Origin of the sequence: Clostridioides sp. ZZV14-6009, assembly GCF_020658095.1 — a bacterium.
GTDB lineage: Bacteria > Bacillota > Clostridia > Peptostreptococcales > Peptostreptococcaceae > Clostridioides.
Map to the genome: position 1 here is coordinate 182,827 of NZ_JAGWDG010000003.1, position 22,522 is coordinate 205,348.

Annotated in this window: 22 protein-coding genes; 3 read left to right on the forward strand and 19 right to left on the reverse strand. The window is 28.1% G+C overall.

Features of this window, described 5'->3' with window-relative positions; translation table 11 throughout:
* Positions 1-85: 85 nt before the first annotated feature.
* The gene (locus KGF36_RS06860) at positions 86-1,684 is read right to left on the reverse strand and encodes an amidohydrolase (RefSeq protein WP_227827621.1); all 1,599 of its coding nucleotides are present in this window, start codon (positions 1,682-1,684) and stop codon (positions 86-88) included.
* A gap of 456 nt (positions 1,685-2,140) precedes the next feature.
* On the opposite strand from KGF36_RS06860, the gene KGF36_RS06865 reads away from it, so the two are divergent.
* Positions 2,141-3,067 (forward strand): carbon-nitrogen hydrolase family protein, encoded by a 927-nt coding sequence (locus KGF36_RS06865; protein WP_227827622.1) that lies wholly within the window; start codon positions 2,141-2,143, stop codon positions 3,065-3,067.
* A gap of 199 nt (positions 3,068-3,266) precedes the next feature.
* Here KGF36_RS06865 and KGF36_RS06870 read toward each other — a convergent pair whose 3' ends face one another.
* The gene (locus KGF36_RS06870; protein ID WP_227854643.1) at positions 3,267-4,262 is read right to left on the reverse strand and encodes a YhdH/YhfP family quinone oxidoreductase; all 996 of its coding nucleotides are present in this window, start codon (positions 4,260-4,262) and stop codon (positions 3,267-3,269) included.
* Positions 4,263-4,382: 120 nt separating this feature from the next.
* On the opposite strand from KGF36_RS06870, the gene KGF36_RS06875 reads away from it, so the two are divergent.
* Positions 4,383-4,820: a MarR family winged helix-turn-helix transcriptional regulator gene (locus tag KGF36_RS06875; protein WP_227827624.1), complete on the forward strand. Its 438-nt coding sequence runs from the start codon at positions 4,383-4,385 to the stop codon at positions 4,818-4,820.
* 86 nt (positions 4,821-4,906) lie between these two features.
* On the forward strand, positions 4,907-5,494 hold the full coding sequence (gene rbr / locus KGF36_RS06880; RefSeq protein ID WP_227434375.1) for a rubrerythrin: 588 nt from the start codon (positions 4,907-4,909) through the stop codon (positions 5,492-5,494).
* A 214-nt stretch (positions 5,495-5,708) separates the two neighbouring features.
* On the opposite strand, the gene KGF36_RS06885 is transcribed toward rbr, so the two are convergent.
* From KGF36_RS06885 to KGF36_RS06965, 17 genes are all read right to left on the reverse strand, one after another.
* Positions 5,709-6,329, reverse strand: coding sequence for a YhbD family protein (locus tag KGF36_RS06885; RefSeq protein WP_227842557.1), 621 nt, complete (start codon positions 6,327-6,329; stop codon positions 5,709-5,711).
* Positions 6,330-6,336: 7 nt separating this feature from the next.
* A complete protein-coding gene (locus KGF36_RS06890; protein WP_227827626.1) occupies positions 6,337-7,107 on the reverse strand; it encodes a polymer-forming cytoskeletal protein in 771 nt (256 codons plus the stop codon).
* 39 nt (positions 7,108-7,146) lie between these two features.
* Positions 7,147-7,989, reverse strand: a complete 843-nt coding sequence (locus KGF36_RS06895; RefSeq protein WP_227827627.1) for a hypothetical protein — start codon at positions 7,987-7,989, stop codon at positions 7,147-7,149.
* Between the two features lie 273 nt (positions 7,990-8,262).
* On the reverse strand, positions 8,263-10,173 hold the full coding sequence (phnW, locus tag KGF36_RS20380) for a 2-aminoethylphosphonate--pyruvate transaminase (protein ID WP_227854644.1): 1,911 nt from the start codon (positions 10,171-10,173) through the stop codon (positions 8,263-8,265).
* Between the two features lie 267 nt (positions 10,174-10,440).
* Positions 10,441-11,226, reverse strand: coding sequence for a DeoR/GlpR family DNA-binding transcription regulator (locus tag KGF36_RS06905; RefSeq protein ID WP_227839578.1), 786 nt, complete (start codon positions 11,224-11,226; stop codon positions 10,441-10,443).
* A 310-nt stretch (positions 11,227-11,536) separates the two neighbouring features.
* Positions 11,537-11,767 carry a D-alanine--poly(phosphoribitol) ligase subunit DltC gene (dltC, locus tag KGF36_RS06910; RefSeq protein WP_227434367.1) on the reverse strand — a complete coding sequence of 77 codons (231 nt, stop codon included), beginning with the start codon at positions 11,765-11,767 and terminating at the stop codon, positions 11,537-11,539.
* Between the two features lie 18 nt (positions 11,768-11,785).
* Entirely contained in the window at positions 11,786-12,934 is a 1,149-nt protein-coding gene (dltB, locus tag KGF36_RS06915; RefSeq protein ID WP_227850225.1) for a D-alanyl-lipoteichoic acid biosynthesis protein DltB, read from the reverse strand.
* Complete coding sequence (locus KGF36_RS06920) at positions 12,934-14,448, reverse strand: D-alanine--poly(phosphoribitol) ligase (RefSeq protein ID WP_227850226.1); 1,515 nt, start codon at positions 14,446-14,448, stop codon at positions 12,934-12,936. The genes dltB and KGF36_RS06920 overlap by 1 nt, the downstream gene beginning before the upstream one ends.
* Positions 14,449-14,462: 14 nt before the next feature.
* Positions 14,463-14,603 carry a hypothetical protein gene (locus KGF36_RS06925; RefSeq protein WP_227434522.1) on the reverse strand — a complete coding sequence of 47 codons (141 nt, stop codon included), beginning with the start codon at positions 14,601-14,603 and terminating at the stop codon, positions 14,463-14,465.
* Positions 14,569-15,759: a D-alanyl-lipoteichoic acid biosynthesis protein DltD gene (dltD, locus tag KGF36_RS06930; protein ID WP_227854645.1), complete on the reverse strand. Its 1,191-nt coding sequence runs from the start codon at positions 15,757-15,759 to the stop codon at positions 14,569-14,571. The genes KGF36_RS06925 and dltD overlap by 35 nt, the downstream gene beginning before the upstream one ends.
* A 242-nt stretch (positions 15,760-16,001) precedes the next feature.
* The gene (locus KGF36_RS06935; protein WP_227850228.1) at positions 16,002-16,235 is read right to left on the reverse strand and encodes a hypothetical protein; all 234 of its coding nucleotides are present in this window, start codon (positions 16,233-16,235) and stop codon (positions 16,002-16,004) included.
* Positions 16,236-16,321: 86 nt separating this feature from the next.
* Positions 16,322-17,341: a Gfo/Idh/MocA family protein gene (locus KGF36_RS06940; RefSeq protein WP_227827634.1), complete on the reverse strand. Its 1,020-nt coding sequence runs from the start codon at positions 17,339-17,341 to the stop codon at positions 16,322-16,324.
* 195 nt (positions 17,342-17,536) lie between these two features.
* The gene (locus KGF36_RS06945) at positions 17,537-18,070 is read right to left on the reverse strand and encodes a putative ABC transporter permease (RefSeq protein ID WP_227842553.1); all 534 of its coding nucleotides are present in this window, start codon (positions 18,068-18,070) and stop codon (positions 17,537-17,539) included.
* 101 nt (positions 18,071-18,171) lie between these two features.
* Positions 18,172-18,852 carry an HAD family hydrolase gene (locus KGF36_RS06950; RefSeq protein WP_227827636.1) on the reverse strand — a complete coding sequence of 227 codons (681 nt, stop codon included), beginning with the start codon at positions 18,850-18,852 and terminating at the stop codon, positions 18,172-18,174.
* Between the two features lie 28 nt (positions 18,853-18,880).
* On the reverse strand, positions 18,881-20,170 hold the full coding sequence (locus KGF36_RS06955; RefSeq protein WP_227827637.1) for a hemolysin family protein: 1,290 nt from the start codon (positions 20,168-20,170) through the stop codon (positions 18,881-18,883).
* 222 nt (positions 20,171-20,392) lie between these two features.
* Positions 20,393-21,067 carry a flavodoxin family protein gene (locus tag KGF36_RS06960; RefSeq protein ID WP_227827638.1) on the reverse strand — a complete coding sequence of 225 codons (675 nt, stop codon included), beginning with the start codon at positions 21,065-21,067 and terminating at the stop codon, positions 20,393-20,395.
* Positions 21,068-21,094: 27 nt separating this feature from the next.
* The gene (locus KGF36_RS06965; protein ID WP_227827639.1) at positions 21,095-22,438 is read right to left on the reverse strand and encodes a uracil-xanthine permease family protein; all 1,344 of its coding nucleotides are present in this window, start codon (positions 22,436-22,438) and stop codon (positions 21,095-21,097) included.
* Positions 22,439-22,522 lie beyond the last annotated feature (84 nt).

Consider the following 22,522-nt stretch of genomic DNA (forward strand, 5'->3'; position numbering starts at 1 on the left):
TATTTTATTAGATTAGATTTTATTTTTACATAATATTTTTTTACGCAATATTTTTACACAATCTCTAAAATAATATAATTCATATCTATTTTAATGAATATAATACTTCCCCTTCTACTATTGTTTGTAAAACTTTAATATCTTTTATTTTAAGAGGGTCAACTGTAAGTGGATTTTCATCTAGTATTATTAAATTAGCTAGTTTACCTTCTTTGATTGAACCCTTTTTATCTTCTTCAAAATATTGATATGCCGCATTTATAGTAACACCCTTTAAAGCTTCCAATGGGCTTATCTTTTCATTTTCACCTATCAATACTCCTTTTTTTGTAATTCTATTAACCGCACACCATATTGTTTCAAGCATATTAGGTGCTATTACAGGTGTATCTTGATGTAAAGTATAAATCAAACCTTTTTCTATAGTTGTTTTAAGAGGACTAATCTTGAATGCTCTACCTTCTCCAAGATTTTTAATATGAATATCTCCCCAGTAGTATGTGTGAGCTACAAAATATGATGGTATCATGTTTATTTTTTTCATTTCATCAACTTGGTCTTCTCTTACAGTTTGAGCATGTATCATCACAGGTCTCATATCATCTTTGATATTTTTTTCCTTTATAACTTTTTCAAATGAATTTATTAGTTGGTCTGCTGCTGCATCTCCATTACAATGAGTTAAAAGTTGCATTTTTTCTTCTACTGAAATTTTTATAAGTTTCTCTACTTCCTCATCTTTATATATAGGATACCCACAATAACCATCTTCTGAATTTTCATATGGTTTCGTTAACCATGCTGTCTTTCCTTGAGGAGAACCATCCAAAAATATCTTATATCCTCCTATTTTAAATCTATTTACATATTTCTTTACAAAATTTTTATTATCATCTTTCACAGATTTACTATTTTTTAAATCTATATATCCTACAATATCCATTTTTAGTCTATTTTGATTTGACATTAATTTTAAAAGATTAAATTGATTATCTGCCATTAATCCTTCTTGCGCTGTTGTAATACCATAACTTAAGTAAATATCTTGTACTTTTTCAATTAGATTACAAATTTCATCTAATGATGGTTGTTTTATTTTAGAGGATACTTTAAAAAATGCATTTTCCTCCAAATATCCATTTGGCTCTTTACTCCCTTTGACTCTGCCTATATGTCCTCCTTCTGGGTCTTGTGTTTCATGAGTAACACCTAATTTTTTTAATCCTAAAGTATTTGCAACTCCCATATGACCAGAAGCGTGTGAAATTAGTATTGGGTTTTCTAAAGACGCACTATCTAATAAATCTTTATCTGGATGCATATTTTCTTCTAAAAAATTGTTATCATAGGAAAACCCAATTATCCATTCACCCTTTTTTATATCCTTTGAATCTTTAAAATCTTGTATTTTCTTTACTATATCTTTAAAGCTAGTTGCATCTTCTAAAGGAACTAATCTTAGTGTAGTAGCAAAAGCTGTCAAATGACTGTGTGAATCTATAAAGGAAGGCATCAATGTTTTTCCCTGTAAATCTATGACTTCTGTTTCATCATTTTTTAAAACTAAAATTTCTTCTTTTGTTCCTATTTTTTTTATTATTTTATCTTTTATAAGAATAGCATCTCCACATATTGAATCTTCCATTGTAATGATATTTCCATTATAATAAATTTTTTCTTTCATAAAATTCTCCTTAAACTGATGTATAAACTCTATAAATTTATATAAATACTTTATATTTTTTACAGTTTTATTTCCTTTTTCATCCTGCTCTATTTTGATAAATTTATTTTATTGTTTTCTAATTAATTATTCGTATTTCATTAAGCTTATTTTTTCATATATTAATATATGAAAATCTCATTTTTAATTATTGTTCACCAAGAAATAAATACTATTCATTATAAATATGATAATTTAATAGTCATTATAATTAATATAAAGAATTATTATATGCTTATAGAAGAAGATACTTAGCATGAATTATTTTTTTGTATAATTGTAATTTGCTAAATCATGATGTATCATTTTAAATATACAGTTGCATCATTATTTACAAGATAAGATACTTTTTTCTCAAATAAAACTTGATGTAATCTGTTGAAATCAACAAATTCAAATATTTTTTAGGAGGTTTTTATGAACAAAGAAAATAAAAATGTAAGAATTGCCGTTGTTCAGGCATCACCAATTATAATGGACTTAGATAAAACTGTTGAAAAAGCATTAGAATTAATTAAAGAAGCTGGTAGAAAAGGGGCAAATATAGTAGTTTTCCCAGAAGCATTTATACCTGCATATCCAAGAGGACTTTCATTTGGATTTGTTGTTGGAAGTAGAACAATGAAAGGTAGAGAAGATTGGAAAAGATACTATGATAATTCTGTACCAGTACCTAGTGCTACAACAGATTTATTAGGAAAAGCGGCCCAAGAAGCAGGGGTATATCTATCAATGGGAATAACAGAAAGAGATGGAAACGATATAAATTGCACTCTTTATTGCACAAACTTATTTTTCTCACCAGAAGGTAAACTTATTGGTAAACATAGAAAGCTTAAACCTACAGGAACAGAAAGATGCATTTGGGGTGAAGGTGATGGAAGCACTCTTACAGTTGTTGATACTCCATATGGAAAAATGGGTTCATTAATTTGTTGGGAAAACTATATGCCATTAGCTAGAACAGCTCTTTATGCTAAAGGTGTAAAACTTTATATAGCTCCTACTGCTGATTCAAGAGAAGAGTGGCAATCAACTATGAAACATATTGCTTTAGAAGGAAGATGCTTCGTTATTGGATGCAATCAATATGTTGAAAAAAATATGTACCCAACTGACCTTAACTATTATAGAGAACTTGATGCAGAACCAGAGATTATGTGTCCAGGTGGAAGTTGTATAGTTGACCCTTTTGGAAAATATGTAGCAGGTCCTGTTTTCAATAAAGAAGAAGTATTAATAGCTGATTTAGATTTAGAACAAATAGTTCTTAGTAGACTAGATTTTGATTCAGAAGGTCACTATTCAAGACCTGATGTATTTGAATTAATTGTTCACGAATAGTCTTTTTATCCAAAAGCTTTACATAAGTTTTTTACATAAAAATTAAAATGAGATACTCTTAAATAAAATAAATTTAAGACATCTCATTTTTTATTTTATGATTTGATATTATAGTTTTACATTAAAACTTATTTAACTATATATTAAAAATCAATTATATATTCAACATTAGTTAACTTAACTATAAACCTAACCTTAACTACAAACCTAAATCAACTACTGTTCTTCCTACATGCTTTCCTTCTATTATTGAATCTATACTCTTACTCAATTCATTTAATGATACTACAGATACCATGTCATCTAAATCTTCTAGCTTCCATTCATTTGATAATAAATCCCATATTTTTAATCTTAAATTCATTGGGCATTCTACAGAATCTATACCATATAAAGTAACACCTTTTAATATAAATGGATATACTGAACTTGTAAAATCAATTCCACCTGCATTACCACATGTTGTAACTGCTCCACAATAATTAGTTGTCTTTATTGCTGTTGATAAAGTATTTCCTCCTACTGTATCTATTACTCCAGCCCATCTTGGTCTAAGTAGAGGTCTCCCTGAATTATCATCTACTTCTGATCTATGTATAACATCTTTAACTCCTAGCTTTAATAATGTTTCTTTTTGTTCTTCCAATTTTCCTGTTGAAACCACAACTGAATAGCCTAATTTAACTAATATTTTAGTTGCAATCACAGCAACTCCTCCAGTACCACCAGTAACTAGTACATATCCCATATCTTTGTCTACAGTATTTACAAATTTATATACAGATAAAGCTGCTGTAAATCCTGCTGTACCATAATCCATTGCTTCTTTTAAAGAAAGATTATTTGGAAGTTTGACAACCCAATTAGAAGGAACTCTTATATATTCTGAAAAACCTCCAGATGTATTCATACCTAAATCATAACCTGTTACTAAAACTTCATCCCCAACTTTAAAATCATCACAACTACTAAATTCTACTACACCAGATGCATCTATTCCTGGAGTATGAGGATATTTTCTAGTGACACCCTTATTTCCATTTGCTGAAAGTGCATCCTTGTAATTTAATGAAGAATATCTTACTTTTATTAGAACATCTCCTTCTGGTAGTGCATCTATATCTCTTTCTATTATATTTCTCTTAAAACTTCCTTCTTCTTCTGTAATATATAGTGATTTAAAATTTTTACTCATAAATTTCCTCCCAATACATTTAGTTTTATGTTAAACTAATTATAGTTGAAAAATAGTTTTATGTCAAACTGCTTTTTATTTCAAAGCACTTCAAATAATTTAAAGATTGGAGATTAATTTATGGAAGATAAATATATCATACATTTTATAAGTAAAACAAAAGCTAATATGCTTAAATTCATTGAAAATAGACTCAATAAAAATGGTTTAAATGAATTGTTGCCTACACATGGAAATATACTCACTGCACTTTATGAAAATAATGGAATACTTACAATGAAAGAAATTGCAACTAAAATAGGAAAAGACAAATCTACTGTTACAGTATTAGTTAATAAACTTATAAACCTCGGATATATAGAAAGACAAAAGTGCGATAGTGATAAGCGTATTACATATATAAAACTTACAGAAAAAGCAATGCTAATAGAGGATACATTCAATAGTATTTCATCGCAAGTTAAAGAAACAGCCTACTGTAACATTACAGAAAAGGAAAAGCAAGAATTCCTTAGAATCTTAAAAAAAATCAATAATAATTTCAAAAATGCTGACTAAATTGAGCATAATTATATCTCGTCTTGGAATAATAAATAAAAAGAATCAAATATTGTAAAAATTTATTGTTAATAGAGAGGTATAATATGAATTTAAAAGACAGTAAAACTAAAGAAAATTTATTAAGAGCTTTTGCAGGTGAAAGCCAGGCTAGAAATAGATATAATATTTCTGCATCTGTAGCAAAAAAAGAAGGATTATATATAATAGAATCTTTATTTAATTATACTGCTGACCAAGAAAAGTCACATGCAAAACAATTTTTTACTAAATTAAAAGAATTTGCTGGAGAAAATATAAGTATATCAGGAGCATATCCTGTAGATTTATATGATAAGACAGCTCAACACCTTAAAGCTGCACAACATAATGAGCTTCAAGAGTGGGATGATGTATATAAAAACTTTGGAAAAACAGCACGTGAAGAAGGTTTTGAAGCTATAGCTAAATTATTTGAAAATATAGCTGAAATAGAAAAAGTTCATGGTGATAGATTTGGTAGATATGCTACTGATTTAGAAGAAGGTACTTTATTTAGAAGAAATGAAGATATCCAATGGATATGTACAAACTGTGGACATATTCATATTGGTAAGGAAGCTCCAAAAGCTTGCCCTGTTTGTCTTCATCCACAAGGGTATTTCTTAGACTTTAAAAATTCATTATTTGAATAAATAAAAATAATCTACTGTATTTAAGCAATTTATTATATTGATACTAACCAATTTTATAAATATTAAATTATTTGAATAATAAAATGAACCATAGAGATTATTGTAACTATACTCTTTCTATAATTTATAATAATTCAATATGGTTCATTTTGTAATTTCTCAGAAACTATAATCTATCTATATCTACTTATAATAAGTAATTTACAATAACCTACTATGATAACTTAATACTTATATCATTTATTTCTTTCATTAAGTCAATTTCAATAATTTTAACTACATCCTTTTCAAATTTCACTTGTTTATAATCCAAGCATCCTATTACAAATGGAACACCAAACTTTCTAAACAAATAAATTCTTCCATTTTCATTGTATATTGATTTAAAATTTTCTTCTATTATATTGACTATCAATTTTAATTCTTCAAATGTTATTGTGGATTTAACTAAAAATTTCTCTATTATGCTCAATATAAGTAATTCTTTTTTACCTATACTCTGCTCTTTTTTATACAAATTTTGAAATATTTCTTTTGTATATTTACATATAGCTTCCTTCTCAAAAATAAAGTCAATATCAAACTCTTTATTGGTATCTTTTTTTGTAAACATGTTTGCAATATCATCAAGAGATGTTTCTTCTTTCATAGATAGTATTAACTCTATTCTTTCTAGTATTTTATCTCTTGGAAAAAAAGTCTCTTGACCTGTAAAAGCTGATTTTTTTATAAACCATTCTTCTGGTATTATATTTTTTCTTTTCCATCTATATAGCTGCCCATAAGATATATTAGTTTTGCTTAATAAATCTTTCTTAGATATCAATTCTTCCATAATTTTTCTAGCCCACCTTTGTACTGTTTTTTACACTCGAATTATCTGAAACTAACAACTTATCACTGTATTCAATATTTTCAACATCACAATTGCTTACTAAAGATATGCTTTTTCCTCGTATATCTTTTATTGAAACATCTTCTAATTCAATAGTATCTCCCTCTATCAAATTGCATTTAAATTTGCCTGAAAAAATGTTAATAAATTTAATTCCAAATGTAAAAATATCTTTACTTCTACCTATTTCTATATTAGTTGCTCCTATCTCTTTACAATAAGAGCCTCCTCCTGAATAGATATATATGTTTTCTCCATTTAAAAGACCATCACATTTTATTGCTCCATGAACCTTTATATCTTCACATTCTATATTTTCTTTATTTTTCATTTCACCATAAACTTTTATATCCTGTGCATAAATACTTTCACTTACAATTAATTGACCTTTTACTGTAACATTATTACACTTTAAGTTTCCATTAATTTTCTGTTGAGCAGTTATAATCAAGTCATCTACTTCTGCATCTCCATCTATACTAAGTTGCCCATTAACTCTTACACGTTCAGCTTTAAGATTACCTTTTATAGTAGCCTTTCCATTTACTACAAAGTTTTTTATACTAATGTCTCCATCAAACTTTACATCTCCAAATACCTTTACTTCATTACATTTGATATTTCCTTTTGACCTAGCACTTCCCATAATGTTTATACTTTCATATTCTCCACTATTGATAAATCCTTCTCCAAGTATTTTTATAGATCCATTTTCCATATTATTACCTCATTCTAAATTTTATTTTAAACATAAATATTACTTATCTTTATTTAGATTTACTTTTTCATTATTTAGATTTACTTTTCCATTTACATTCTTTATTTCAATAACTATTGAGCTTTCATCAATATCTATACTTTCACTATACTCCAAACTCTCAATATAACATCCTTTACCTATTTTAACATTTTTACCTCTTACAATTTTAACTTCACTATTTTCTAAGCTGATTTCATCTGCTTCTATAACATTTGCTAATAATCTACTTTCTGTGTATTTTTTAACTGATAGTAGACCTAGATTTCTAAGATTAGAAGATACTTTTTCAAAATCCCCACTCTTTTTTTCGGCTCTATAAAATCTTTTACAATAATCACCATGTCCCTTTTTTATATTTACACTGCTTGCACCAACTTCGTTTAAATTAGAAGTTCCATGCAAACTTATCTTAAGCTCTTCACAATTTAAAAATCCATCACAATCCAAAATTCCACTTAAGTCAACACTTTCACATTCTATGCTCTTATTGATTTTTAGACATCCTTCTCCGCTAATAATATCTGACTTTAAGTTTCCTCCAACATTGATAATTCCTCCAGATTTAACTTTACTTGATTTTATGTCTCCAGTACATTTAAGAAATCCAAATATTGTCACTTGTGATGCCAATATATTGCCTTCAATTTTACTCAATCCTGCTGTAAAAAATTCATTACATTCTGTTGTTCCAATCACTTTTGCCGAACCTGAAGAATCAAATTTATTACATTTTATATTTCCATCTATTTTTCCTGTACCTGCTATATTAACTTCATCAAAAATTCCGCCTTTACATTTTCCCATTCCATTAAAATTTAGTGAACGTAATTCTCCATCCATAATGATTTCCTTTCAATAACTTATTTTGTTCTTGAATATAATATAACAAAACATTGTTACGTTGTCAAGTATAACAATCTTGATGAATAAAACAATGCTCCTTTAAAGACAGATAAATAAAAAAAATAATAGAGAAGATATTTTATATGAACTATTAATTCTTCTTTCTTAGATTTCCAATTCAAATAAAATACTCCTCTATTATTTAACTATTTATATATATTTGTCTCGTAACTCTCTAAACTTTATAATCTACCAATGAACTTCTATAATCTACATGTTGATAAATTTCTCGATTACATCAGCCAGTCTATCCATATCTTTCGGATACACTTCTCCTATACTTCCTATTCTAAATGTATCTATGTCAGTCAATTTACCTGGATAAATAACAAATCCATTTTCTTTTAAATAAGTGTAGAATTCCATAAATTCAAATTTTGCATTCTTAGGATATAGGAAAGTTGTTATTACAGGTGATTGAGCATCATCATTCACCAATGTATCAAACCCTAGAGATTTTAATCTTGAAGATATTGTAAATTGATTTTCTTTATATCTAGCATATCTTTTTTCGACAGAACCTTCTTCTTCTAGCTCTAGTAATGCTTGATAAAAAGCTCTTACAACATGTGTAGGAGAAGTAAATCTCCATTTACCATTATTATTCTCCATAGTTTCCCACTGAGCGTATACATCAAGAGATAAAGATTTAGCAATTCCCTTGCATTTAGCTAATTCGTCTCTGTTAGCTATTATAAAACCAAATCCTGGAACTCCTTGTATACATTTATTAGAACTACTCACTAGAAAATCTATATTAAAGTCTTCAACATCAATTTCAATTCCACCAAAACTACTCATTGCATCAACTATGTAAACCTTATTATATTCTTTTGCAAGTTTACCTACATCTTTTATAGGATTTAATCTACCTGTAGTAGTTTCACAATGAACCATTGATATATGTGTAATATCTTTATTTTCTTTCAATAAATTTTCCACTCTATTTAGGTCAACTGCTTCTACATCACTAAATGTACAATCAACATATTCTATATTTAAATAACTGCATATATCCTTCATTCTCTTTCCATATGCTCCATTTGCAATTACAAGAAGTTTGCCATTCTTTGGAATAGTGCTTCCTATTGTAGCTTCCACTGAGAAAGTACCACTACCTTGCATTAATACACTTGTGTATTTTTCTGTATTCTTTGTAGCTAAAGACACTAATCTTCTTCTAACATCTTGTACCAAATCATTATACTCAACATCCCATGTACACAAATCTTTTAACATAGATGCTCTTACTGATTTAGTAGTAGATAATGGTCCTGGTGTAAGTAATATATAATCATTTTCTGGTACAAAATCTGATTTAATTGTTTCATTTTCTATTTTTACTAAAACATCTTCTAATTCTGCCATAGTTTCTATAACAAAATGTGCTCCTGCTTCTTTAAACTTCTTTGAAACTGCTTCCATCTTAATTTTTAATTCTTCTTTATCCATATTTTCTACTTCTTCTTGTGTAAGACCTAATTCACTTGAACCTTTTATTACAGCAACACTCCACATTCCTGCATTTATACCTTCTTTTACATCACTTAATGTATCTCCTACTTTTACCATGGCACTCATTGGAGATACGCCCAAAGCTTCAGCATTTTTATAACACATCCAAGGATATGGTCTTCCTTGAGATACTTCTGATGGTGTTACAAGAAAATCTGGCGAATATCCCTTTTTAGCTGCATTTGGTTCAACTATATTCATCATTTCTCTTGTATAACCTGTTGTAGAACCTATTTTTAATCCATTTTTTCTTAATTTCTCAATAGTTTCAACAACATGAGGAATTGGAGTTGTATACTCTTCTAGAGTTTCAAATAACATAGGTTCAAATTCAGCATAAAGTTTGTTTACATCTTCCTCTGTTGGAAATCCTCCAAAATTCTCTACCCAAATATTTTTTATCCTATCCATTTCACACATTTCTCTTATATGGTCTATTTTTAATTTCCCCATAGGTTTTCTTGCTTCTTCCATTGTTACATCTATACCTCTTCTTTTAAATATCTCTATAAATACATTAAGAGGTGCAAAACATCCATAATCTACTGTTGTTCCAGCCCAGTCAAATACTACTGCCTTTATTTTTTCTCCATATAACTTTTTCATATTTATAACCTCCATAGATTTTCAGTTAGAATTTTTGTGTTTTTAGTTGTTTTTACTTTTAAAGTATAACTTTTTTATGTTAATTATACATCATATTTAGGTTAAATGTATATTAAATTTATGTTTTTAGTTGTTTTTAATTGATTCTGTTTGTTTTTAATATCTAATATAAAAATTCCACTAAAACTCTACAAAAAAAATTAAAATTTGTAATCTTATTTCTAGGTTAAACATATGAATTTGTTAAATTTTATAAATTTATTACTTCTATTTTGCTTCTATCCATGTTATATTTGATTCATTTAATTTATCTTTCCATTCACTTGGAGGTTCTGCGTCACAAATAACAAAATCTAATTCATTCAAATCAGCTATCTTGTACATACTGACAATTCCAATCTTAGAACTATCACATAATACAAAACTTTCCTTTGAATTTCTTATATACTCTTTTGACAATAATGCTTTATTTTGGTCTATGCTACTAATTCCAAAGCTATCAATTACACCTTCACTAGATATAAATGCTTTATCTACATATAAGTTTTTCATAGCATCTATTGACATTTGACATGCTGTTCTTTGATGTTTTAAATTTACTTTACCACCAATAAATATAACCTCTCCATCAAATATGCCTTGGTTTTCATATGAAATCAACTTTGATAGCACAGGATAGGAACTAGTAATAACCTTTAGATTTTTTACAGAAACTATGTAATCCACAATTTGTAAATTAGTAGTCCCTTCATCTATTACAATTGATTCATTATCATTCACAAATTTAGCTGCATACTTAGCAATACTTTGTTTCTTTTCTAAATTAGTACTATTTCTTTTTATATGTTCTGGCTCAATTACTCCATAATTTATTTTTACAGCACCACCATAAACCTTCTTCAACTTATTTTCACTTTCTAATTCTTCCAAATACCTTCTTATTGTTTCTGATGATACTTCTAGTTTTTTTACTAATTCTTTAGTATTTACCTTTCCTTTTGCATCTAACAGTTCTAATATTTCTTTTTTTCTATCTATTGAATTTAAAGACAATTAAGTTCCCCTCCTAAATATGTATTCTACTTTTATAAAATTATAATTAACATCTACGTTCATAAAGTAATTCTAATCTATGACAAAAGATATTTCACTCAATTAAAGATAGTATATCTTACAATAGATATTACTATTAATTTATATAGCATGCAATCTTTCATTCATACTTTAAATTTTTCACTATTTTATATATTTACACAACTAAGTTATATCTCTTTACAATAAAAAAATCCATCAAATATCAATATTAGATGGACTTTATAATCTTTTATTATGTAAATTAATAATTAAACATTTAGTCATTAATTTATTTTCTTGTCTCTAAGAATTTTACTAAATTATTTACAGTAGACATATCTTTTCTTTCTAAATCAGTTGGTTGAAGTTCTATTCCAAGTCTATTTTCAATCTCAAGTAAAACTTCAATTATAGCTAATGAGTCTAAAAGCTCTGTTTCAAATAAGTTAAGGTCTAAATCATCTCTTATCTCATCAGTTCCTAATACATCTTCAAATATTTCTATAACTGTTTCCTGCATAAATTTGCCTCCTTAAAATTAAGCTAAATATCCTGAGAATATCAATAATCCAAAACATACAATATGGAATGTAATGAAAATTTGAACTCTCTCAAACCATTTTTCTTTTTTATGCTTCTTATAAAATTTAGATTTTCTCTGATATATATCAGTTAAGACAAGTGCTAAGCCTTGATACACACCATAAGCAATGTAAAACCAAGTTAGTCCATGCCAAAATCCCATTGTTATCATTGTTATCATCTGAGCTACATGAGCAGCAGTAGTTCTTTTCTTAAATCTTTTCTTTCTCATTGAAGACATAACAAATCTTGAAAAAATATAATCTCCAAACCATCTTGAAAGACTTATATGCCATCTTGTCCAAAACTCTTTCATATCTTTACTTATAAATGGTTTATCAAAGTTTATAGGTACTTGTATTCCAAATATATATCCTGTCCCTATAGCAAATAAACTGTATCCTGCAAAATCAAAGAACAGGTATAAACTATATGCATACATATAACTTAAAACATTTATAAACCTCATATCTTTAGGTATTATTGACACCCAATATGTATTTATCAAAAATGCTATAACAAATTTATAACCTACTCCCATAACAATGTTTTTTATTCCAGGCAATAAGTATTCTTCTATATACTCTTTTCTAGATATTTCCTTCTCTAAATCCTGTTCAAATCGTCTTGACCTGTCAATAGGTCCAGAACTCAGTGTTGGAAAAAATAACATAAAATAAAGCATATTTGAAATCTTAACCTCTTTTATAGCACCATCATAAATTTCAATAACCATTTGTATAGCCCTGAAATTTAAGTATGATATTCCAATAAATCCAATCAATCCAAAAGATGTAGCTGGAGATATTTTATTAATTATTATTGGAAGCATTGATGCAAACAAAAAGCCCCAATATATATATTTATTTTTAGTTTTTCTTCTTACATATTCGTATCCTTTGACTATTATTACTTCTAAAATGATAAATATCAACAAGTATTTAAATTGAACATCTATTCCTACAATCAAAAATATCATAAATAAACTTGCCAACATACCATAATACTTTATATTTTTACCCATTAAGCCCAAAATCACTGCTGGTATTGATGTTAATAATAATATGTAAAGATAAAAATAATCTCCATACTGTGAAAAAATCATTAAATTTCCTCCATAAGTTTCTTTCTGTCTATTTTACCATTGATATTTGTTGGAAACTCGGAAATTATTGCAATATTTCTTGGAATCATATACGAAGGTATATACTTTCCTAGTTCCTTTTTTATCATCATCCCATTTTTGATATTACCTAAATCATTTTTCTCATTTAACTCAACAATACCTTTTAAATAAGCAATTTTTTCATCCTTATATATTGGTAAAACTACTGCATTTTTTACATTATGAACTTTTCTCAAATTATTTTCTATATCTTCTATTTCAATCCTAAATCCATTTAACTTGATTTGAAAATCTTTTCTTCCACAATAATATATATTTCCATCTAAGAGATATCCCATATCACCAGTTTTATAAGCTCTCCATTTTACACCATCTATTTCATCATAGAAAAATACTTCATCAGTCTTCTCTTTATTATTGAAGTAACCTTTGGAAACTGATGGTCCAACTATTATAATCTCACCTTTTTCATTTTCTTTCAGCTCATTTCCATTTTCATCAAGTATTTTTATTTTACAATTTTGCATAGGATATCCAACTGGAAGACTCTTTTCATCATCTATAGCTTCTTGAGTCATGTCATTTACACTTACGCCAACAGTGGCTTCAGTTGGTCCATATCCATTGATAACTCTTGTATTTGGAAATCTACTTATAAGCTCTTTAGTAAGATTCTTTGAAAGTGCTTCTCCTATAAATATCATTGATTCAAGCTTAGGAAGCATCTTACTATTAAACTCTTTTTCTGTTACACATACACCTGCAAAAGAAGGAGTTGATACCCATACTGCAATATTAGACTCGCCAAATTGTCTGAATAGCTCTTTATAATCTGCTAGCACATCTTTTGATATTGAAAATAATGTAGCTCCATGAACAAGACCAGGGTATATTGTTGTCACTGAAAGATCAAAAGAATATGCTGCTTGATTCATTATTACTTTTTCACTTCCATCTATATTTAAATATGGGCTTATCCAATCTACAAAACTATCTAAGTTATTTGAGCTTATTTGAACTCCTTTTGGCTTTCCTGTACTACCTGATGTAAATAGTATATATGCATTTTCATCATCTTTTACCCAGTTTTCTTTATCTAATGACTTTCCTTTATATTCACTTATTATATCATTTAATTTATCCTTATCAATTATATTGATATCGCCAAAATCTTTTTCATCACTAAAGTTAAACAACACCTTTGGTTTTACTTCCTTAGTAACTTCAAAAACTCTATCTAATGGAAAGCTAATATCAAGAGGAACATACGCTCTACCTGATTTTAAAGCTCCTATCATACACGCCATTATCATATTTTCTTTATTACCATAGATTACTATAGGAGTATCTTCTTCTTTGTATACATTTTTTAGAAATACTGATATAGCATCTGAACATTCATTTAAATCTTTATAAGAAAGTTTATCTCCATTACATGTCAAAGCTATTCTATCTGTATTTGAATATTTTTTTATTCCTTCAATAATTTTCATATAAAAATTCTCCTTTAAAATCCATTATAAATAAATGGCAACTCTTTAAATGGTGTAAATGTTAAAACACCTATTGCCAATATTATAATCATAGTTAAACAAATACTAGTTACTAATTCTTTATTGCTCTTTAAATATTTTAAATAATCTCTCACAGACATCTACCCATCCTTTCGTTCCAAGATGCATTACATCTCTTAAATAATATTTTTCTGTCCCTTTGTCTTTAAGATTCATAACTTCAAAGCCTTTACTTTCTGCTATGTTCTGCGCCTTATCATAAAACTGATTTCTTTCTTTCTCAGAAATACCAGTTAAATCATAAAATTTGCCCATACTTGGAATTAATACAACAACTGGTTTAATATCTAAGTCCCTACATACATTTAATAAAAGCTTATAACTTTCAAATTCCTTAGATGTTACTAAGTTTACACCCTTATCTCTTCCTCTATATTGCTCTAGACCATCTTTAAAATGTTCATTGTAATAATACTTGTCAATGTTTAGAGGATTATTACCTACTCTCTTTTTAGCATCTTCAATAGCTTTCTTTTTCTCATGTGACCAATTTATAGGTTTTTTTCTTCCTTCTTTTTTGTGTTTATCTAGCCTAATTAATTTCTTGTAAAGTATCCCTTTTTCTTTAAGCTCTATACAGTATTTTCTCCCTTGAAAATAAGGCTCTAACAACGCCTTCTCAGCTTTTTCATACACTGTCTTAGGTTCATATAGCTTGGCATACAATGCTTCTGCCTTATATTCGTCACTACCCCATAAAAGCTTACTTGATTTTTTTACATATTCATTCTTATTTTGTTTAGATATCTTTGGATTATCTAAAAAACGATAAAATTGTATTGGTGAAAACCTAGACTGATAATGGTGACTTGTGACTCCATCTTTTTCCATAAACCATTGCATAGAAATTAACAAGACAACCTTCTTATTATCAATATTAGGATTCATACTTCCTAACACTGCAGCATCTTGTAATGTCTGAGTATAAGCTCTACCAATTGCAAACACCTTATCTTTACTCCTATCCGTATTAAAATAGTACTTTGGATGTTGTTTTGTTGAATTACTAAGTTCTGATGACCCCAAAATCATAATATCTTTTTCTCTTAAAAAATGATTATTTGCTGTAACACCTTTATCCTTTATATCACTTAAAGTATCATCCATAATTGGAAGTAGATTTTTCTCCCTCAAAAGTTCATCAGTTTTAGAATCAAGAAATTTGTCTAACCCAAATAAAAATACTACGCCTATTATAAATGGTGTAATAAAGTATATCAATTTTCTCATATTTTCTCTCCTCTAAAAATATTCAAATTTATGTTATTATTAATCATATTAGTTTTAATATATATATTCAACTACAAAATTGTAATAAAATCTCCAAAACTTTTTTTTATTCTGTTACAAATTTGTAAAAAAAAAGAAGAAAATAACTGAAAAAGGAATCTTTTTAGTGATTTTCTTCTTTTTATAATTTGACATTTTAATACTTAATTATGTATACAATTTAACTTATTTTAAAATTAAATTTATTCAAAAGTATATCTTAGTCCCCATTGCTTTCTTATTTCATCCATTAAATTCATGACATCTATAGATGATTCTAAAGTATTTGCTTTTATTTTATTTGATATACAATTGTTAACATATTCAATTTCATACTTTAAAGCTTTTTTTGTGTCACCATATTCTAGAGTTTCAACTCTTCCACTATCTGTATAAGTTATTGTAGCCTTTGATGCTCTTGGAAAATTCTGATGCAATAGTTCCAGGACCCAATATAGCCCAATTTATATTCTCCATATTTACCACCTCATATACTATATATTATTATATGCTTTTAAATAAATTACAGACTGTCAGCTGGATAAACAATCTTCCCTTGTCTTCTTATCTCATCCATAATCCCCATTACTATCTTTGAATTTTCATGTGAGTTTATATCAGACTCTATTTTGTTATTATTTATAAGAGTTGTAAACTCAATAAGTTCATGGTATATTCCTTCTATTTCTCTAGGTTTCTCTTCTTCTTTTTCCTTTAAAATAGATATATCTTCTTCAGTTCCATCTTTATATCTAATAACTACCTTTTCAAACAGATTAAGTTTTTCAATTATTATACTTCCCTTTTCTCCTTGTATCTCAGATGGTATGTAAGAATCAGCTATTTTAGAGTACTCAACTACTGCATCCATATCGTCATATTGGAATATAGCTAAACCTTCTCCATCTACTCCAGTTTGAAGTATATGAGAAAATGCTTTTACACATTTTGGAGCGCCAAATAGATTCACCATAGGGTGTATGCAGTACACTCCAATATCCATCAATGAACCATTTGACAGTTCTTTTTTAAATGCATTTTCTATAATTCCATTTTTATATTTATCATATCTTGAAGAATACTGACAATAGCTTCCAAAGAATCTTCTTATTTTACCTATCTTATGTAAATTTTCTTTAACTGCTTTAAAATTTGGAACATATGTAATTCTCATAGCTTCCATAAGCAATACATTATTGTCCCTTGCAACCTTTATCATTAATTTTACTTCTTCTAAGTTAGATGCTAATGATTTTTCACACAACACATGTTTTTTGTGTTTTAAACAGGTAATAGCTTGTTTTGAATGCATCGCGTTTGGAGAAGCTATGTATATAGCATCTATATCATCTGATTTAGCCATGGTTTCTAAATCATCAAAAAACAGACTTGCCCCATGTATCTTTCCAAATTCCTTAGCTTTTTCTAAATCTCTTGAATATACAGCAACCAGTTCAAACTCTTCAACCCTAGATGCAGCTCTTAAAAATAGTTTTGATATATTACTTGTACCAATAATACAAAATCTTATTTTACTCACCATTCAAACACTCCTTATTTTTTATAATTTATTTTAACTAAGTAATACTCTATAATAAATAATACTCTATATAAACGTTTGAAACTTATTAAAATATTAACTTCATCAAATAAAAAAGAAAGCTAACTTTAAATGATTTCAACATTTTAGCATAGCTTTCTTTTAACTACAATCTAAACTTATCTTATACTTCTAAAGTTATATTATATCTCTATTTCCTCTCAAGAATTTTATAGTAAAAATTTCATCCACAAACAATGCTATCAATAATATAGTTGCTATAATTGGCCAATAAGGCATTATTAAACTATACAAATTATCAACTACATACACTTGAAGATACCTTACTCCAATAAAAGTCAATATAATCCAGTACATAGAAAATTTTACACATATTATCCCTCTATTATTGTACTTATAGTCTGAATAATCCCAATATACTTTATTAAAATATACCTTCATAATTATACCTGTGATATACTCTACTGTTGTTGGCACTACTAAACATAGTAAAAGCAATGCAAATATATTATTTGGGTCAATAAACCTTGAGACCTCTATTATAATAGACATTGCAATTGCATACATTGGCTTAAATGGACCATTTAAAAATCCATCTTCTTGAAAATGACCTTGAGTAAAATAACTATATAAATTTTCAATTATCCAACCTATAAAACCATACAAGAAAAAATTAAATAAAAAATATAATAGAGAACCTACACTATCCATGAATATTCCTCCTAATTGTTTATAATTATTTTTTCTCATATCCATGGATTTATTCTAAATCAAAGAAATTAAATTTAAATTCTTTGATTTAATATTTCATATTATAGGCTACAACATTCTTTAGAATCTAAACTTTTCAGGTATTCTCTAACTTCCAATAAATTTTCAAGTATCTTATGTGATTGTGCTTTAATTTGTTCATCTGGCTCTTTTAAGTCCGGTACGTTTATACATTTTATACCACCATTATAAGCAGCCTCTACTCCCATAGGGGAATCCTCTATAACAATGCAATTTTTTGGATTAACATTTATCTTTTTAGCTGCTTTTAAGAATATTTCTGGATTTGGTTTAGAATTTACAACATCATCTCCACAAACTATAGCATCAAAGTATTCTTTTAAATTTGCCTTAGCCAATCTTTTAACTGCTCTTTCTCTTTTTGTAGATGTTGCAACTGCCATTTTATATCCATTTTTCTTTAAAAAAGATATTAATTCATTAACTCCTAATTTAATAGGAGCTCCTTCTCTATCCATAAATTCAATCATATTTTTAGTTTTCTCATCATACAAATCTATTATTGGCACAGAGCTATCGTATATCTTAGTAAGACCTTCTATTATCCCTTTACGATTTCTTCCCATAACAGATGTATATATTTCTTTAGTCATAGTATATCCATACTTTTCAAATGTCTCTATCCAAAATTCAAGAGATATTCTCTCTGAATCAAACAAAACTCCATCCATATCAAAAATAATTCCTTCTACTTTTTGCATACAATTCCTCCAATATTTTTTGATATAATTATATTACACTTTTTATGATTAATTTTACAACCCTCAATTTATCCAATTCTAATATAGTGAAATTGTAATTTTCAAAAGTTACACTTTGATTTACTTTAATGTTTGAACCAAGCATATAGGATATCCAACCTCCTATACTATCAAATCCATCATGCTCTATATCAAGACCAAAATACTTATTAATATCATTGATTGATTCAGTTCCATCAACCAAGTAAGAACTTGTTCCTATTTTCTTAATATGAGTTTCTTCTTTATCAAATTCATCTTGAATTTCTCCAACTATCTCTTCCAGTATATCTTCAATTGTTACTACACCAGATGTGCCACCATATTCATCTACCACTATAGCAAGTTGGAGCTTTTCTTTTCTTAATTTCTCAAGAGCCTTATCTATAGTCCAATTTTCTGATATATATATAATATCTCTAAGCATTTCTCCTAGTTCAATTTTATTTCTGCTTATTTTTTGATTATACAAATCTCTTATATGTACAAATCCTAATATATCATCCTTATTTTTCTTACATACTGGATACCTAGTAACACCTTCATCTCTCAAAATAGATAATATCTTTTCCTCTGAGTCACTTTCATATATACAGACCATATCAGTTCTAGGTACCATTATTTCTCTAATTTTCTTTTCTTCAAATTCAAAAATATTGTCAACTAATCTTTGCTCTGATTCATCTATAAGCCCGCTTTTATAACTTTCTTCCACTAATAATCTTATTTCATCACCTGTATGTGGTTCATCAACTTCATCAGCTTGTGAATATCCAAATGGTTTAAGAAATAAATCAGTACTTAGATTGAAAAAGTATATTATTGGGTATGTCAATTTATAAAATCCAATCAGCAAAAAAGATGTACTTAGCATTATTCTCTCTGTATTATAAAGTGCTAAGGCTTTAGGAACAAGCTCCCCTATTACAACTTCTACCATTGTTATAATTAAAAAGGAAATAGAAATTGATATTGTATATATAACACTTTCACTAAGATTAAATATACTTATTATTGGCAATATTAACTCTTTAACTGTAGATTCTCCCATCCACCCTAGTGCAAGCGAACAAAGTGTTATCCCAAGTTGACATGCAGAAAGATAGGAATTTAGATTATCTTTTATTATTTTACATCTTTTAGCATTATTATTACCTTCAGCCATCATAGTATCTATCCTAGAACTACGAAGCTTTACCATAGCAAATTCACAAGCTACAAAAAATGCATTTATTAAAACAAGTACTATTATAAGTGTTACATTTAATAACTCCCGCATAAAATATTGGCCCTTATAACATAAGAAATTTATAAGAACTCAAAGTTCCCCCCTTATATTTATAAAATTTAATTTATAATATATATTCTATCATATTTATTAATATATCTTATTTTATTACAAATAATTTTAAATACAAAATTACCCCTCTTAATATTTATGATGGGTTGTCTCATATATTAAGAGGGGCTAATTAAATTTTACGTATGGGCAATATAAATTTTAGTGGTCTTTTACAGGACTTTTTTCAGTTTCACTTGTTATTCCTAATTCTTCTTTTTCAATATTCCACTTTTCAAGACCATATTTAGATATTTTAACAGCTTCAGCTAGACCTCTCCCAAGTCTTTTTATGGTATTCATGCCTACTTCGTCATCTTTTGCACCTTGTTCCTTTGCATCTTTACTCCAAATACTAGCACCAGTGTATCCTCCAATAAGTCCTCCTGTTACCAATACCTCATGCATTAAAAAGAAATTTATTATTGGTAATCTGGCCATTTCTTGTCCACCATATCTAGTTCCACCAGTAGTTATAGCAGCTCCTACTTTATTTTGCAAATTACATCCATGTACTAAATACATATGTCTTAATCTATTTAACACAGCAGTCAATTGAGCAGTTATTCCCATATCATAAACAGGAGAACCTATTATAAATCCATCTGCTTCTAGCAATTTTTTCTCTAGTTCGCCCATATCATCTTGTATAGTACATTTTTCTGCTTTTCTCATACAAGCATCACAATGTATACATGGACCTATATTTTTTCCTCTTACAGTCCAAAAGTCAACTTCTATACCTGGTATTTCTTTAGCTTCCTCTAAAGCTTGTAGTATTGCATATTCAGTTGCTCCTTTTCTTGGACTTCCACATATTCCTAGTATCTTAGCCATAACTCTATACCTCCCACAAATTTTAATTTAAGCCTCTATTTTTATATCATTAGACTTATTCGATTTTATTGATAATATATATTTAATTATCATCGCTACAATAAATACTGATACTATACAAGAATTTCCAACTAAAGTTCTAATAATCTCTGGAAACTTTTCCAAAGTCTGAGGAACTGAAGTTATACCTATACTTAAAGTAATTGAAACTCCTGCTATAAGATTGTTATCTGACGTAAATCCACATTGACTTATCATATCATAACCAGCCATAGCAATTGATGAAAATACGATTAAAGTGACCCCTCCTATTATGCATGAAGGTATAGTCGTTATGATTGCTCCCAATAATGGTGAAAATCCAACTAAAATTAATACTACTCCTGTAATTGACAATACAAATCTACTAGTAACTTTATTTATAGCTACGATTGCAGCATTTTGACCAAATACTCCTGTTGGTATTGAACTAAATACAGATGCAATTATAGATGTTAATGCATTTCCCATTGTAGCAGACTCTAATTCTTTATCTGTAACCTCTCTATTCATAGCTCCCATTGTAGCAATTGTTGCTGCTCCCATCATATCAGCTATAGCTACCATAAATAAAATGGCAAACATTAATATTAAATCAAGTCTAAACTCTAGACCAAATGCCAATGGTTTTGGAAAAGAAAATATTGGTGTCCCTTGAATTGCAGAAAAATCAACCAATCCAAATGCAAGTGACACTAAATAACCAAATATTATACCTATTAAAATTGCAGCATCTTGAACCAAACCCTTGCCAAATTTCATAAGCAAAATTATAGCTATAACAACTATAAGCCCTATTGCAAAATTTATAGGTTCTCCAAATGTGGCTGAGCCTTCTCCCCCAGCTAAATTTTTTACAGCAGTTGGAAATAGACTAATACCCATACAAGCAATCATTGTACCTGCTATAATTGGAGTAAATAAATGTCTTATCTTCTTAATTCCAAAGGCTATAAAAAACACTACTATTGCTCCTCCAATTTGAGCTCCAAAAAGAGCTTTAAGTCCGTATTTGCCAGCCACTGAAAGACAGGCTCCTAAAAATACGTAATTTGTTCCCATTATTACAGGAAGCTTTGAACCCAGCCTATGCCCTTTAAATAGTGGTATTGAGTACAATTGTAGTAAAGTTGCTATTCCAGCTACCAACATAGCACCTTGCATAAGCATAGTTGACATCTGTTTATCAAGCCCTACTATATTCGATATAAGCATAGCTGGAACCATATTACCAGCTATCATTGAAACAAAATGCTGTAATCCTAAAGGTAAAGCTTCTTTTAAAGGCGGTTTTCCCTCTAGATGAAATTTTGATGTATCGTGCTCTTTCATAAAATAAATCCTCCCATAAATTTTATTTTTCTTTACGACCATGAATTTATTAACAATTAATTTTGAGCTATACACATCTTAATC

What these genes read in the sequence shown, in the direction of transcription:
- KGF36_RS06860 (WP_227827621.1), bottom strand. Translation starts at nt 1,684, where the DNA reads ATGAAAGAAAAAATTTATTATAATGGAAATATCATTACAATGGAAGAT.
- KGF36_RS06865 (WP_227827622.1), top strand. Translation starts at nt 2,141, where the DNA reads ATGAACAAAGAAAATAAAAATGTAAGAATTGCCGTTGTTCAGGCATCA.
- KGF36_RS06870 (WP_227854643.1), bottom strand. Translation starts at nt 4,262, where the DNA reads ATGAGTAAAAATTTTAAATCACTATATATTACAGAAGAAGAAGGAAGT.
- KGF36_RS06875 (WP_227827624.1), top strand. Translation starts at nt 4,383, where the DNA reads ATGGAAGATAAATATATCATACATTTTATAAGTAAAACAAAAGCTAAT.
- rbr (WP_227434375.1), top strand. Translation starts at nt 4,907, where the DNA reads ATGAATTTAAAAGACAGTAAAACTAAAGAAAATTTATTAAGAGCTTTT.
- KGF36_RS06885 (WP_227842557.1), bottom strand. Translation starts at nt 6,329, where the DNA reads ATGGAAGAATTGATATCTAAGAAAGATTTATTAAGCAAAACTAATATA.
- KGF36_RS06890 (WP_227827626.1), bottom strand. Translation starts at nt 7,107, where the DNA reads ATGGAAAATGGATCTATAAAAATACTTGGAGAAGGATTTATCAATAGT.
- KGF36_RS06895 (WP_227827627.1), bottom strand. Translation starts at nt 7,989, where the DNA reads ATGGATGGAGAATTACGTTCACTAAATTTTAATGGAATGGGAAAATGT.
- phnW (WP_227854644.1), bottom strand. Translation starts at nt 10,173, where the DNA reads ATGAAAAAGTTATATGGAGAAAAAATAAAGGCAGTAGTATTTGACTGG.
- dltC (WP_227434367.1), bottom strand. Translation starts at nt 11,767, where the DNA reads ATGCAGGAAACAGTTATAGAAATATTTGAAGATGTATTAGGAACTGAT.
- dltB (WP_227850225.1), bottom strand. Translation starts at nt 12,934, where the DNA reads ATGATTTTTTCACAGTATGGAGATTATTTTTATCTTTACATATTATTA.
- KGF36_RS06920 (WP_227850226.1), bottom strand. Translation starts at nt 14,448, where the DNA reads ATGAAAATTATTGAAGGAATAAAAAAATATTCAAATACAGATAGAATA.
- dltD (WP_227854645.1), bottom strand. Translation starts at nt 15,759, where the DNA reads ATGAGAAAATTGATATACTTTATTACACCATTTATAATAGGCGTAGTA.
- KGF36_RS06940 (WP_227827634.1), bottom strand. Translation starts at nt 17,341, where the DNA reads ATGGTGAGTAAAATAAGATTTTGTATTATTGGTACAAGTAATATATCA.
- KGF36_RS06945 (WP_227842553.1), bottom strand. Translation starts at nt 18,070, where the DNA reads ATGGATAGTGTAGGTTCTCTATTATATTTTTTATTTAATTTTTTCTTG.
- KGF36_RS06950 (WP_227827636.1), bottom strand. Translation starts at nt 18,852, where the DNA reads ATGCAAAAAGTAGAAGGAATTATTTTTGATATGGATGGAGTTTTGTTT.
- KGF36_RS06955 (WP_227827637.1), bottom strand. Translation starts at nt 20,170, where the DNA reads ATGCGGGAGTTATTAAATGTAACACTTATAATAGTACTTGTTTTAATA.
- KGF36_RS06960 (WP_227827638.1), bottom strand. Translation starts at nt 21,067, where the DNA reads ATGGCTAAGATACTAGGAATATGTGGAAGTCCAAGAAAAGGAGCAACT.
- KGF36_RS06965 (WP_227827639.1), bottom strand. Translation starts at nt 22,438, where the DNA reads ATGAAAGAGCACGATACATCAAAATTTCATCTAGAGGGAAAACCGCCT.